The organism is Actinocrispum wychmicini, from assembly GCF_004345645.1.
Classification (GTDB): domain Bacteria; phylum Actinomycetota; class Actinomycetes; order Mycobacteriales; family Pseudonocardiaceae; genus Kibdelosporangium; species Kibdelosporangium wychmicini.
Genome location: NZ_SLWS01000007.1, coordinates 498,337 through 511,788, shown reverse-complemented (window position 1 = coordinate 511,788; position 13,452 = coordinate 498,337). Strand labels below are relative to the sequence as shown.

Below are 13,452 nucleotides of genomic sequence, written 5' to 3'. Positions count from 1 at the left end.
GTGCCCACGATGACGTCTGTCGAGTCCCCGGTCCGGCTGGATTCGGTGCGCAAGACCTACGGTTCCGGCGAGAGCGCTGTGCAAGCGCTTGCCGGGGTCTCCGTGAACTTCCCCGCCGGCACCTTCACCGCGGTGATGGGCCCGTCCGGATCCGGCAAGAGCACGCTGCTGCACTGCGCGGCCGGGCTCGACCAGCCGAGCGCGGGCCGCGTCACCCTGGTGGGGACCGACCTGACCGGCCAGAGCGAAACTCAGCTGACCGAGCTTCGCCGCCAGCACGTCGCGTTCGTCTTCCAGGCCTTCAATCTGATGCCCGCGTTGAACGTCGAGCAGAACGTCACCCTGCCGACGCTGCTGGCCGGCCGCGAGCCGGACCGGGCGTGGGTGGACCAGGTGATCGCACGGGTCGGGCTGACGCAGCGCGTCAAGCACCGGCCCGGTGAGCTGTCCGGTGGCCAGCAGCAACGCGTCGCGATCGCCCGTGCACTGGCCGCGCGCCCGGCAGTGGTGTTCGCCGACGAGCCGACCGGCGCGCTGGACACGAACACCGCGCTCGAGGTGCTGACCCTGATGCGCGAGCTGGTGAGCGCGGGCCAGACCATCGTGATGGTCACGCACGATCCGGTGGCGGCGTCCTTCGCGGACGCTGTGCTGTTCCTGGTGGACGGCCAGATCGTCACGCAGATGGCGGCGCCGGGCGTCGAAGCCGTCGCGGCCACGCTGGCGCAGCTTGGTGCGCGGGCCAAGCGGGGTCAGCGGTGAGCCCGCGGCGGGTGGTGGTCAACCTGGCGCTGGCCAGCCTGCGGTACCGCGCGGCCGCGTCGCTCGCGTCGTTCGTCGCGATCCTGATCGGCTGCGGCCTGCTGATCTCGTGCGCCGGGCTGTTCGAAACCGCGATCGTGCTGCGGGCGCAGCCGCAGCGGCTCGCGGCGGCCCCGATCGTGGTCGGCGGTTCGTCGGCCTTCCAGCTGCCGGACGAAGAGTCGCAGGTGGTCCCGTACGTCGAGCGGACCGGGCTGCCCGGGGACCAGATCGCCAAGATCGCCGCGGTGCCGGGCGTGCGGCAGGTGGTCGCGGACGTGTCGTTCCCGGCCACGTTGCTGCGCGACGGGACGCCCCAGGTCTCCGGCGCGTCCGTCCTTTCCGGACACGGCTGGGACTCCGGCACGCTCGGCGGCTACGTCCTGCGCCAGGGCGGGCAAGCGCCGGCCGCGGGCCAGGTCGTGGTCGACTCGGCCACCGCGGACGCGGCCGGCATCAGCGCCGGCGCGACCGTCGACGTCGTGGTGAACGGGCAGAAACAGTCCTTCGTCGTCGCGGGGATCGCCGAGCCCGGCCAGCGTGTGCAGCGGGCCGCGTTCTTCTTCGCCGTGGCCGACACCCAACGGTTCGCCACTCATCAGGGCCGCGTCGATCTGGTCGGCGTGTTCCCGTCCGAAGGCGTTGACGTCGGTGATCTCGCCGCGCGCATCGCCGAGCAGGTGCCCAACGTCAGCGTGCTGACCGGCGACGACCGAGGCGCGGCCGAGTTCCTCGGCGTGGACAACAGCCGGCTCCCGCTGATCCTGCTGGCCGCGGTGTTCGGCGGGATGGTGCTGGTGGTCATGGCACTGGTCGTCGCCGCGACGATCAGCCTCACCGTGCGGCAGCGGCAGCAGGAGCTCGCGCTGCTGCGGGCCACCGGCGCGACGCCGAAACAGGTGCACCGGATGGTGCTCGCCGAGACCATGGCCGTCGGCGCGATCGCCGCGTTGTGCGGTGTGGTCCTCGGCCGCCTGCTCGGCAACCAGATCTTCGACACCAGTGTGTCGCTCGGCATCGTGCCGAACGAGCTGGTGTTCCAGCAGGACATCATCGCGTTCGGCGCGGGCATCCTCGCCACGCTCGCGATCGTCTTCGCCGCCGCGTGGTTCACCGCGCTGGCCGCGGCACGGGCCCGGCCGATCCAGGCGCTGGCCGAGGCGGCGATCCCGAGCGCGAAGGTGAACCCGTTGCGCCGCACCGGCGCGGTGATCTGCGCCGCGGCGACCGTGCTACTCGCGGGCACCACGGTGTTCATGCCCGCCGACACGGCCGCGGCGATCGGCGGCCCGGCGGTGCTCACCGGAGCCATCGCGGTGGCGCTGGTCGGCCCGGAGATCATGGCCTTCGTCGCCGACCGCTTCGGCCCGTTCATCCGGCGGGTCGCCGGCCGGGACGCCACTCTCGCCGTGATCAACTCGCGTGCCCGCGCGGTGGCGTTCGCCGCGGCGCTCACGCCGATCACGCTCGCCAGCGCGGTCGCGCTCGGCAACGTCTACTCGGAGACGACGGCGCAGAAGGCTCAGGTGGCGGCGTACACCAACCAGCTGAAGGCCGACGCGGTGGTCAGCACGGACACCGGCGGGATCTCGCCCGAGGCGCTCGCGCAGATCCGCAGCACCCCGGGCGTCAGCACGGCTTCGCCGCTGGTCATCAGCTCCGGCTGGATCGAGCAGCCCTACGACGGCACCGGCAGCGACCCGTTGCGTCTACTCGGCGTCTCCGCTGAGGACCAGGGCGGCACGGTGCTCGCCACCGACGTCACACAGGGCTCGCTGAAGGACCTGAAAGGCAACACCGTCGCGCTGCCGCAGGACGTCGCCGACAGCCTGCGGCTCAAGGTCGGCGACAAGATCACCATGCGGCTCGGCGACGGGGCACAGGCCCAGGTGAACGTCGTCGCGCTGCTCGACAGCCCGTCGAGCTACCCGAGCATGGTGTTGCCGGCCGAGCTCCTCACGCCGCACACCACGAGCGGGCTGCCCGCGCAGGTGCTGGTGAAGGCGACCGACTCGACCGGCGTCGTGTCCGCGCTGACCAGCCGCCTCAAGGACTGGCCGGGTCTCACCGTCGGCGACGATTCGGTGCTGACGAACAACTTCCAGGCCAGCGCGGACGTCGAGGCGATGATCAACTACCTGTTGGCCGTGCTCGCCATCGCCTACGCGGCGATCGCGGCGGTGAACACCCTCGCGGTGGCCGTCCTGGCCCGCCGCCGGGAGTTCGGGGCGCAACGACTGGCGGGCGCGGACCGCGGTCAGATCCGGCGGATGCTGTTCATCGAGAGCGGCATCGTCGCGGTGGTCGGGCTGGTGCTCGGCATCATCATCGCGCTGTTCACCGTGCTGCCCACGGCCTTGACGACCGGACAGATCATCCCGTCCGGCCCGATCTGGGTGTTCCTCGGCGTGGTGCTCGCGGTCTTCCTGATCGTCTGGCCGGTCACCGCGCTCTCCGCGCGGCTGGCGATGCGGCGCGGCCCGATCGAGGCGGTCACGCTGCCAGGGCAGTAGGCGCTAGCCTCGCGCGGTGGGCGATGCGTGGGGTGAGTTCCGCCGGGAGATGTTCGGCGACCCGTACTTGGTGTGGCACGACGGTGCCGACTTCGGTGCGCTGATCGCCGAGCACGAGCGGAAGCCGGAGCGAGTCGAGCGGATGTTGCGTGCCGGTGTCGGCGATCACGATCCCGTCGCGGTCGAGTCGCTGGGCGCTCTGGCCCGCCTTGGCCGCGCGCCGTCAGACACGGCCGCGTTGCTGCAGTCCGCTCTTGGCTCGGCGCGCGGCGTGTTCCGTGTGCGCACCGCGCAGGTGCTGTGTGAGCTGACTGGCAACGACGAGTACGTGTCCGAGGTGGCCACGGTGCTCGAAGGCTTCGGGCATTGGGGCGACCGGGTCGACGCGGCCGTGGCGCTGCGGGCGCTGCCGATCACGCCGCGTTCGGTGGCCGCATTGCACCGCGGGATGCTCGACCAGGAATCGCTGGTGCGCCACCACAGTGCGAACGGCCTGCTCGGGCTAGCCGGACAGCGGTCTGACATCGCAGATGACGGCCGGTTCGCGCAGGTCACCGGCGAGGACCCGGCGGCTTGGCGCGCCGTGGCCGGCGAGTTGCGCGGCGCGTTCGCCACACGGACCGCCGGCGTGTACGGCGACCGGGCGAGCTTCGCTGTCGAGCTAGGTCCCGCCGACTACGCCGCGCCCCATCACCGGGACGCGCGGCTGTACCTGGCAGGCACCCGGGTGCCCGGTGCGGACCGTCCACACGTGCCGGCGCTGCGCAACATCGGCGTGTACACCACCCACCCCGACCGGGCGCCCGACTACCCGAGCCTGCGCAGCACGCTGGAGTACCTGGGGTTCGCCGATCTGCCCGAGTCGGTCACGCTCGACGAGGACGCGACCGCGGCCACATTGGACGCCGTGGCCGCGGCGCTCGACTTCGACGTTGACGTTTCCCGTTGGTGCGCGATGGACATCTTGGTCGGCGACCGGTCGCGCCTTGCGTTCGAGATCGGACCGGCCGATCCGGATGGGGCACAACTGCGCACCTGCACGATGTGGCTGGACGGCGCCATCGTGACACCGTTCGACAACACGGCGTACGTGCCGCAGTTCGCCCACTCGCTGCGGTGGGACGTCGCCGCCTACCGTGCGGGAAAGTCGCCGGACTTCGGGGACTGGGGTCCGACCACCAATGACCTGTCCGCGGAGTTGGACCCAGACGGCACCCTGCGATACCGGCTGCGCTCACAGATTGACGGTGTCGGCGACCGTGAAGGGGCCGTGCGGCTGCATATCGACGAGATCGTCGCCGTCATGGCGGAAGCCGCCGACGTGCTGACAGCCGGAACGTGAATTCAGAAGAAAGCGGGCGCGCTATGGCGTGTTCTCGCCACACGGCCGGCCTGCGGGTATGGGATAGTCGGTTGAGACGGATCTTCTTGAACAGAAGCAGACGTTGTCGCGGGATTACGAACGTGTACGTCCAGGAATCCGCACACACCCCCTGGCATCAAGGAGCACGAGTTGCCCGTTTTCAGGCGGTTGATCTCGGCCGAGGGACGCATCTGGGAGACCGACGAGATCGTGGCCCGCGTATTCGGCGCCACTGAACTTCTTGCCCGCCGCGGCGCCGAACCTGGTTCGCGGGTGATGATGATCGGGGGCAACTCCCCGGAATGGGTCGTCGATCTGCTCGCGCTCATTCACCTCGACGCTTCGGTGGTATTGGCCGATCATCGAGCCACCCGGTCACAACGATCGCAGATCCGCGCTCAGGCGCGTGTGTTATTCGAAATCAACGACGGTACGGGCGACACCGCGGCGACACGGCCCGCGTCGACCACGGTATCGAACACAGCGGCCGTGCCCGATATCGCGAAATGGGCGCAGCGCCAGGACGCCGCGATTTCATGGTCGTCGGGTACGACAGGCCGTCCCAAGGGCATTGTCCGTTCCGGCCGCTCGATTCTGGACAACCTCGCCCTCAGCGCGGAACGAATGGGATACCGGCCGGACGACGTCTTCCTGCCCGTCCTGCCGTACTCCCACCAATATGGCCTGTCGCTGGTCCTCTGCTGGTGGCTGACCGGGGGCACGCTCGTGGTTTACGGGCCGACCACGCGCCTGGACCGTGCGCTCGCGGTCGGCGTGGACCACGGTCTCTCCATTGTGGACGGTGCCCCGTCGACCTATTACAGCCTGCTCAACCTGTTCGAGCGTCGTCCCGCTCTCGCGACCGCGCTGAAGACGGTACGAGCCTGGTGCGTGGGCGGCGCGCCGCTGGGCCGCAACCTGGCGGCCCGGTTCCACGCCCGTACCGGCCAGCACCTGCTTGACGGCTACGGAGCGACCGAGGTGGGAAACATCGCTCTGGCGCCCCACACCGATCCGGTCGGGTGCGGCACACCGCTGCCCGGTGTGGTCGTCGAAGTCCACGACGACCACGGCCGGCCGCTTCCGCACGGCCGGCTCGGCGAGCTCGTCGTCCGCAGTGACGGCCTGATGACCGGCTATCTGGGCGACGACGGTGAGATAATCCCGGTTTCGGGTTCCGTGCACCGCACCGGCGACATCGGCATGCTCGACGACACCGGCCACGTCTTCCCGGTCGGGCGCAAGCACGCCGTGCACCGTGACGGCCACACGCTCTACCCCGACCACCTCGCCGAGCGGGCCGAGTCGGCCGGCGCGCAGACAAAGGTCGTCGCCGTCCCCGACGAGCGGCTGGGCAGTCGCCTGGTGTTCGTGATCGCGGACCCGGACGATCACGAGCCCGCGTACTGGAAACAGGCGCTGCGTTCCGTGCTCGCCCGCTACGAGCAGCCCGACCACATCGTCGTGCTTCCCGCGTTGCCCCTCACGAATACGGGAAAGCCAGACCTGGCCGTTCTGGAGAAGATCGCCATGACCTCGCTGCCCGCGTCGCGCACCACGATCACCGACGCCACCGCGTCCGACTACCGCATTCCCTTCGCCGACCGTATCGACGCGCTGCGCGCGGTGCGCCGGCATGTGGCCGACAACGAGGACGCGGTGCTGGGAATTCTCACCGAGATCTCGCCCCACCACACCGCCAGCGCGGAGATTCGTTCGTTCCTCGCCACCCTCGACGGAGCGGAGGAGGAGATCCGCCGGGGCCGGCCCGGCCGCGTGCCTCGGGCCGCGGTGTTCATGCCGTCCAACATCCCGCTCTATTCGTACGCGCTCTACATGCTGGTGGCGTCCCTTTACACCGACAGCATCACCTTTCGATCGTCCTCGCAGATCACCAGCCAGATGCAACGACTGCACGCCCTGCTGGCTCCGGTGCACGGCCTACCCATTGAGCTTTTCGAACTCAGCAGGCGCAAGTTCGTGACGGGACCGGTGCGCGACGCGGACCTCATCGTCTTCACCGGCGACTACGCCAATGCCGAGACTGTCCGCGAAGGGGTGGCGGAAGACCAACTCTTCCTGTTCTTCGGGCACGGCATCAACCCCTTCGTGATCGCACCCGACGCCGATCTCGCGCGCGCCGCACACGACGTCGCGAGAATCCGGCTCCACAATTCGGGCCAGGACTGTTTCGGCCCCGACGTCGTGTTCGCGCCGCAGGGCCGCACTGAGGAATTCGTCGACCTGTTGTCCGCCAAACTGACTTCGCTGCGTTTCGGGCAGAACAGCGACCCGGCCGTCGACTACGGTCCGATCTACTACGACTCGGCGCTGGTGAACTGCTCGGACTACCTGGTGCGGCACGCGAGTCACATCCAGTACGGCGGGCGCATCGATCTGCGATGCCGCCGGATCGAGCCGACCATGCTGCTGTGGGACTTCGACGACAAGATCCCCCTGGACGAGATGTTCGCCCCGGTGTTCAACGTCGTGGCCTATCCCAGTGCGAGACGGTTGCGTGAACGGTTGGCAAGTCCGTATTTCAGCGAACGCGCGTTGGGAGCGATGGTTTACGGAAACGATCCGGAGACGGTGAATGTTCTGGCCAAGCGGCACCAAACCTGTGTCAACCACACGCTGCTCGACGCCGAGGACGGCAACCGCCCGTTCGGCGGTTTCGGGATGATGGCGAACTACATTTCCTACGGCGGCGAGCGGCACGCCGAACCACTGCTCATGTCGCAGGCCGTGGCGCGGAATCTCCTGACGGCCGCCCCTGTCGCGGTAGGTGGGAGATGACCCAGGTGAGCAAGCGCTACGTCGACGCGTGGTCCGCGATCGTCGACTTGTTGGTGGCGAACGAGGTGGACACCTGCTTCGGGCTACCCGCCGACGATCTGGAGTTGCTTCGCGCCCTCGACGCCGCCGGCCTGGACCTCGTGCCGTGCCGTGACCAGCGCAACGCGATGTACATGGCGACCGGCTACGCGCTGCAGTCAGGCCGGCTCGCCGTATGCGCACTGGGCAAAGGGCCGGCTGTCACGCACGCGGCCACGGGGCTGCTCGAAGCACGAGAGTCCTGTGCGCCGGTCCTCGTGCTCGCCGCGGGCGCGCCCGAACGGCGCCGGGGCAGCGGCGGATTCCAGGAACTCGACCAAGTCGCTGTGACAGTGCCCCTCGTGCGGTGGGCGCACCGGGTAGGTCATCCCGACCGGGTCGTCCCCGCGACGGTGACGGCGCTGACCCGGGCGATGGGACCGCCACCCGGACCCGTGTACCTGGAAATACCCGATGACGTCCGCACGGCCGAGATCCTCGTGACCGGCCCGCGGCCAACGCTGCCCGAACCACTGGTCCTTGAGTCCGTTCCCGTGACGCCAGGACCGGCACTGGCGGCGATCCGGGCGAGCCGGCGTCCGGTGGTGCTGGTGGGCGGCGGAATGCGGCACCGCAACGACGACGGTGTGGTGGAGCGCTTCGCCGAACGCCTCGGCGCGGCGCTCTTCACCACCGCGTCCGGTCGCGGTGCTGTCGACGAGCATCACCCGCTGTTCTGCGGCGCGGCAGGCCTCTACGCCGCGGCCCCCGCCCGTGAGCTGTGGTCGTCCTGTGACCTGGTGGTGTCGCTCGCCGGGCGACTGGAGGAGACAGTCGTCGAAGGGGGAACGCCATGGCCCTCGGTCCCGGTGGTGCAGGTCAACGTCGATCCGGGTGGGTTGTCGGCCGAGTTCTCTGGTCCGCGCGTGCTCGGCGACGCCCGGCACGCCGTGCTCGGCTGGTCGCGGGCGCTGGACGATGACCGCACGACCGAGGTGTGGGTGAACGAGATCGCCGTCGCCCGTAAGGCCATGTCGCTTGACGTGGAAGCGGAACTGGCCCACGCGGCGACGCTGCCGGAGATCCGCATCGCTGAACTGCTCGCCGCGCTCGACGCCACCGCCAGCGAGCCGCGCGTGCTGGTCCAGGAGAACGGGCTGCAGGACATGTGGTCCTACGGCTTCCCGTTCCGCGTTGGTGGCGGGTCGATCGTGCCATCGGAGCAAACCCCCTTGGGCTTCGGCGCGGCCGCGGCCATCGGGGTCAAGCGGGCCGCCCCGGACCACGAGGTCACCGCGTTCATCGGGGACGGAGCGTTCCTCGCGGCCCGCGCGGACATCGCCGTCACCGCTCCGGCCTATGGCGGTGTTCTGTACGTGGTGCTGTGCAACGGCGGCTATGGCTGGCTGGACGCTCAACGCTCCCGCCTCGGCCTCGACGCCGAACGCCACCCCTTCGTCCGCTCGGGCGCGCCGCCGCCCGTGGTGGACGGGCCGGACATCCACTGTCGAGTGCTGCGTGACAAAGCCACGCTGACCAACGAGATTCTCGCCGCGCGACGGTTCTGCGCACAGGGAGGCACAGCCGTGCTCATGGTGCCGGTCGCACCCGGCGACATCCTCCCGTCCCTCCGCGACGCCGAGGTGGTTCCCCAGTGACAGAAGCAAAAGCGGGACGCCAGGTGCTGGTCACCGGGTACGGGGCGGTGACGCCACTTGGCCACACTGTCACCGAGACGTGGACGGCGATGCTGGCCGGCCGCAGCGGCGTCGACACCGTGGACGCGATCGATGTGACCGATCTCGAAGTCCGGATCGGCGGCCAGGTCCGCGGATTCACCCCCGGCCGCTACATGCCCGCGATGGTCAGTCGTCGCGCCGACCCGTACGCGCAGTACGCCCTCGCCGCGGCGCTGGAGGCTTGCGAGCACGCCGGGCTCGTCGTCGACGATCACTTGGCGCCGCGGGTCGCCGTGATCATCGGCAGCGGCTACGGCCCGGTGGGGTCGATCTATCGCGCCGCGAACCGACTGCGCGACAAGGGGCCACGGGCCATCGGCCCGTTCAACCAGGTCACGACCGCAATGGACAGCGCCGCGGGCGAGATCAGCATGCGGCTCGGCGCACAGGGGCCCAGCCGTGCCCTGAGCACGGCGTGCGCCAGCGGCGCCGACGCGGTGGGCGCGGGGATGCGCATGATCAGCAACGGTGAGGCAGACATCGTCATCGCCGGCGGCGCGGACGCGTGCGTCACCACCGTCGACCTCGCGGCCAGCGGCAACGCCCGCGCACTGTCCAAACGCAACGACGACCCGGCCGCAGCTTGCCGGCCGTTCGATGTACACCGCGACGGGTTCGTGATGAGTGAAGGAGCCGCCGTGGTGGTGTTGGAGGCCGCCGAGGTGGCCGAACGACGAGGGGCGACGGCCCTGGCCGAACTCACGGGTTACGGCGCGAGTTCCGACGCCCATCACTGGACCGCCCCGCATCCGGAGGGACGGGGCGCGTGCCTTGCCGTCGAGGCAGCGCTGCGCGACGCGGGAATCACAGGGTCCGATGTGGACTATGTCAACGCGCACGGCACAGGAACGCAACTGAACGACGCCACCGAGACCGCCGTGTTGCGGAAGGTGCTGGGGGATCGGGTCACCCGGATCCCGGTCAGCTCCACCAAGTCGATGACCGGGCACATGATCGGCGCCGCCGGGGCGGTCGAGCTCGTGGCGTCGATCCAGGCCCTGCGCACGGGTGACGTCCCGCCGACGATCAACTGCGACGAGCCGATCGACCCGGACATCAACTTCGTGCCGCACCGGACGCAGCACCACGAGCGGATGCGGACCGCGCTCAGCAACTCGTTCGGCTTCGGCGGCCACAACGCCGCTCTGGTGGTCCGGGCAGTATGACCGTCACCCGCAGCGGGCCGCTGACCTGGGTCCAGCAGTGGCACTGGTACGAACGCACCATTCCCGCACCACGGCGGGTGAACCCGACGCCGCTCGCCGACCACTGCCACATCCCGCCCCCGGCAACCGTTGCCGACGTGCACGTGGCCCTCGCGTCCCTCACCGCCCGCCACGAGGCGCTGCGCACCACTGTCGATCCGCTCCGCCCGATCCAACACGTCCACCGAGCGGACTGGGCCCCGCTGCCGGTCGACTACGTCGACGTCCCCGCCGCCGATGCCGCCACCCTGGCGGCAGCCACAGCGGCGCTGGCCGCCCGCCCGATCGATCCCGAGCGGAATCCGCCCTGGCTCGCCAGGGTGCTGCTTGAGGCGGGAAAGCCGCGTGCGGTCCTGCTGGCCGCACACCACGTCGTGATCGACGGATGGGGGCTGGCGGTGATGATCAACCAGCTGCACGATCACCTACGCGGCGACGACGGACCGGCGGAGGCGCCCACGCACCCGCTCGACACGGTCGCCGCCCAGCACCTGGAACGCGCCCGCGTAGCCGAGCGTGAGTGGCTCATGCGTCTCGCGAGCAACCCGACCGGCGTGCTAGCCCCGTTCGGCGGGACCGACAACGGCGGCGGGCGCCACCGCCTCCAGCACCGCTCGGTGGACGCGTACGACGACCTCGACCGCGTCGCCCGGCGTTATCGGGTCAGCCCGGAAGTCGTTGTGCTCGCGGCACTGGCCCACGACGTCGCCACCCGCACCGGCGAACACCGGTTCCTCGCGTCAGTGGTGGTCTCCAACCGAGGCCGGGCCGCGCTGCGCACCAGTGTCGACGTCCGGGCCCTGACGGTTCCGGTACAGATCGATCTCCGTCCGGGCGCGGCGTTCGGCGAGGTGGTCGCCTCGGTCGCGGCCGCCTCCGCCACGGCCTACCGGCACGGTCTGTACCGCCCCGCGGAGCTGGTCGCCGCCTGGTCCCGAATGGACCGTCGCCGCGGTGTCGCGACCGTGCCCACCATCGAGTACAACTGCTACTCGTGGCCACGCGACTACCTGGTCCCCACCCAGAACACTGGGTCCGCCAACTGGATCAGCAGCGCACCTGACGAGCCCTGCGACACGCTCTACGTGGACTTCAGCCGCGATGGCGGGGTCGTCACCCTCGATGTCACCGTCGGGGATCACCTGCTCGACGCCGGGCAGGCCATGGCGTTGGCCGGCCGGTTGTGCGGTCTGCTGCGCGCGCTCGCCGACGGTGCCGAGCGCCCGGTCCCGGCACGCTCGCACACACCGGCCGCCGCTGGATGGTGGCGCGCCCCGCAGGGATGGGTGTCGCTGACCAGAATCGAAGACGTGTTGCGCGGCCATCCCGGTGTGCTCGACGTGACGGTGGCGCCCAGCGAGGAGCACCTCGTCGCACACGCCCGGACCGCCTCCGATCTCACCGCCGGCGACTTGCACCGCCACGTCCTGGACCACCTCGGCGAAGTTCCCGGCATCCTGGCCCCTGGCTGTTACGTCCTGTCCCCGGCCCGCGTCGAGTCCGACGGGATCCCGTTGCGCCCGCCCGAAACAAGCGCCGAACGGGCGCTGGCCGCCGCCGTGGCAGCCGTCGGACCCGACGCCGTGGACATGAACCGTTGCCTCGCCGACCACGGAGTCACGCTGGTCGCCATCCCTCGTCTGCTGGCGCTGCTGCACCAGTCCGGCTTCACCGGGATCGCGTCGGACGAGCTGGCTGGAACGGCCTCGCTCGGCCACCTTGCCGCCGCCCTGGCGCCCTTGCCTGGAAGAGAGACCTCCCCATGACCTCGTCCCGTACTCCCACGACGTCCGTGGACCGCTTGGCCCCGTGGGCCTTCGCCGAATTCGTCGAGGCGAACACGCACGACACGGCATACCGCCCGCCGGTGGTGGACGGTCCCGTCGGACCGACCATCGTCCGCAACGGCCGCGAACTGGTGAACTTCGCCAGCATCAGTTTCCTCGACCTGGAGCGGCACGTCCCGGTCCGGCGTCATTTCGCCGAGGGGGCGCTCGCCCACGGCCTGAGCACCAGCGGATCCAGGATGACCCAGGGGATCTGCCGCCCGCACCAGGTGCTGGAAGAGACGATCGCCCGCCACACCGGCAAAGAGCGAGCCATCAGCTTCGCCACCGGGCTGCTCGCCAACATCGGGTTCGTCACCGCCATGAGCAGTTCCGCGCAGTTCGACACCGGGATCGAGGTGAGCAATCGCGACACCGTCTTCGTCGCCGACCGGGACGTTCACTGGAGTATCTGGAAAGGCCTCGAAGGGCTCGACTACGGCCGTAACGTCCACGCGTTCCGGCACAACGATGTCGCCGACCTGGCCCGCATCCTGAACCGGATCAACGCCCGGAAGCTTGTCGTGATCGCCGAGAGCATCTATTCGGCCGACGGCACCATGGGGCCGATCGTGGAGATTCTTGACGAGTGCGACCGGCACGGCGCCATCAGCATGATCGACGACGCGAACGGCTTCATGGTCTACGGGCCCGAGAACCGTCCGTACGCCCGGGAGGCGGCCGCGATCCGGGACCGGGCCGACTTCGTCATGGTGTCCCTGTCGAAGGCCATCGGTCTGGAAGGCGGCGCGATCGCCGGGCCCGCGGCGGCCATCGACGCCTTCGAACTGCTCTCCGGCACCTCGATGTTCACGGCCGCCATCCAGCCACCCACCGCGTACGCCGCCGAGCGCACGATCGACGTCCTCGCCCGGAATCCGAAGATCGTCGACGACTACCTGGCACATGCCGCCCGCCTGCGCAGGCAGATGCACGAGATCGACACGCCGACAACGCCGACCGAGTCGTACATGCTCTCGGTGCCGATCGGAAACGACGCCGCCGCCCTGCAGATGCGGGAGTGGTTCGTCGAGGACGGTTACCTCGTCCCCGTCTTCTCCTACCCGGCCGTCCTGCGCAACCAGGCGCTGCTGCGCTTGTTCCCGCACGCGGGCCACACCGAGGAACAGATGGACGGCTTCCTGCGCACTCTCATCACCTACCGACGGCGCCTCGGAATCTGAAGGA

Annotated in this window: 8 protein-coding genes; all 8 read left to right on the top strand. The window is 69.9% G+C overall.

The window, feature by feature from the left end:
- Positions 1 to 9: 9 nt before the first annotated feature.
- The 8 genes from EV192_RS32290 to EV192_RS32255 all read left to right on the top strand — a co-directional run bounded on the left by EV192_RS32290 (position 10) and on the right by EV192_RS32255 (position 13,448).
- Positions 10 to 762 carry an ABC transporter ATP-binding protein gene (locus EV192_RS32290; protein ID WP_132122166.1) on the top strand — a complete coding sequence of 251 codons (753 nt, stop codon included), beginning with the start codon at positions 10 to 12 and terminating at the stop codon, positions 760 to 762.
- Positions 759 to 3,314, top strand: a complete 2,556-nt coding sequence (locus EV192_RS32285) for an ABC transporter permease (protein WP_132122164.1) — start codon at positions 759 to 761, stop codon at positions 3,312 to 3,314. Before EV192_RS32290 ends, EV192_RS32285 begins: the two co-directional genes overlap by 4 nt.
- 16 nt (positions 3,315 to 3,330) lie before the next feature.
- Entirely contained in the window at positions 3,331 to 4,656 is a 1,326-nt protein-coding gene (locus EV192_RS32280) for a hypothetical protein (protein ID WP_132122162.1), read from the top strand.
- Positions 4,657 to 4,827: 171 nt separating this feature from the next.
- Positions 4,828 to 7,476, top strand: a complete 2,649-nt coding sequence (locus tag EV192_RS32275; RefSeq protein ID WP_132122159.1) for an aldehyde dehydrogenase family protein — start codon at positions 4,828 to 4,830, stop codon at positions 7,474 to 7,476.
- Positions 7,473 to 9,152, top strand: coding sequence for a thiamine pyrophosphate-binding protein (locus EV192_RS32270; RefSeq protein WP_207926322.1), 1,680 nt, complete (start codon positions 7,473 to 7,475; stop codon positions 9,150 to 9,152). The genes EV192_RS32275 and EV192_RS32270 overlap by 4 nt, the downstream gene beginning before the upstream one ends.
- Entirely contained in the window at positions 9,149 to 10,399 is a 1,251-nt protein-coding gene (gene fabF, locus EV192_RS32265; protein WP_243727215.1) for a beta-ketoacyl-ACP synthase II, read from the top strand. Before EV192_RS32270 ends, fabF begins: the two co-directional genes overlap by 4 nt.
- Positions 10,396 to 12,204: a condensation domain-containing protein gene (locus EV192_RS32260; protein ID WP_132122157.1), complete on the top strand. Its 1,809-nt coding sequence runs from the start codon at positions 10,396 to 10,398 to the stop codon at positions 12,202 to 12,204. Before fabF ends, EV192_RS32260 begins: the two co-directional genes overlap by 4 nt.
- On the top strand, positions 12,201 to 13,448 hold the full coding sequence (locus tag EV192_RS32255) for an aminotransferase class I/II-fold pyridoxal phosphate-dependent enzyme (protein WP_132122155.1): 1,248 nt from the start codon (positions 12,201 to 12,203) through the stop codon (positions 13,446 to 13,448). The genes EV192_RS32260 and EV192_RS32255 overlap by 4 nt, the downstream gene beginning before the upstream one ends.
- The last annotated feature ends 4 nt before the right edge of the window (positions 13,449 to 13,452 follow it).

Excerpts from the sequence above, each read along its gene's own strand:
- EV192_RS32290 (WP_132122166.1), top strand. The coding sequence starts at position 10 with ATGACGTCTGTCGAGTCCCCGGTCCGGCTGGATTCGGTGCGCAAGACC.
- EV192_RS32270 (WP_207926322.1), top strand. The coding sequence starts at position 7,473 with ATGACCCAGGTGAGCAAGCGCTACGTCGACGCGTGGTCCGCGATCGTC.
- EV192_RS32260 (WP_132122157.1), top strand. The coding sequence starts at position 10,396 with ATGACCGTCACCCGCAGCGGGCCGCTGACCTGGGTCCAGCAGTGGCAC.
- EV192_RS32255 (WP_132122155.1), top strand. The coding sequence starts at position 12,201 with ATGACCTCGTCCCGTACTCCCACGACGTCCGTGGACCGCTTGGCCCCG.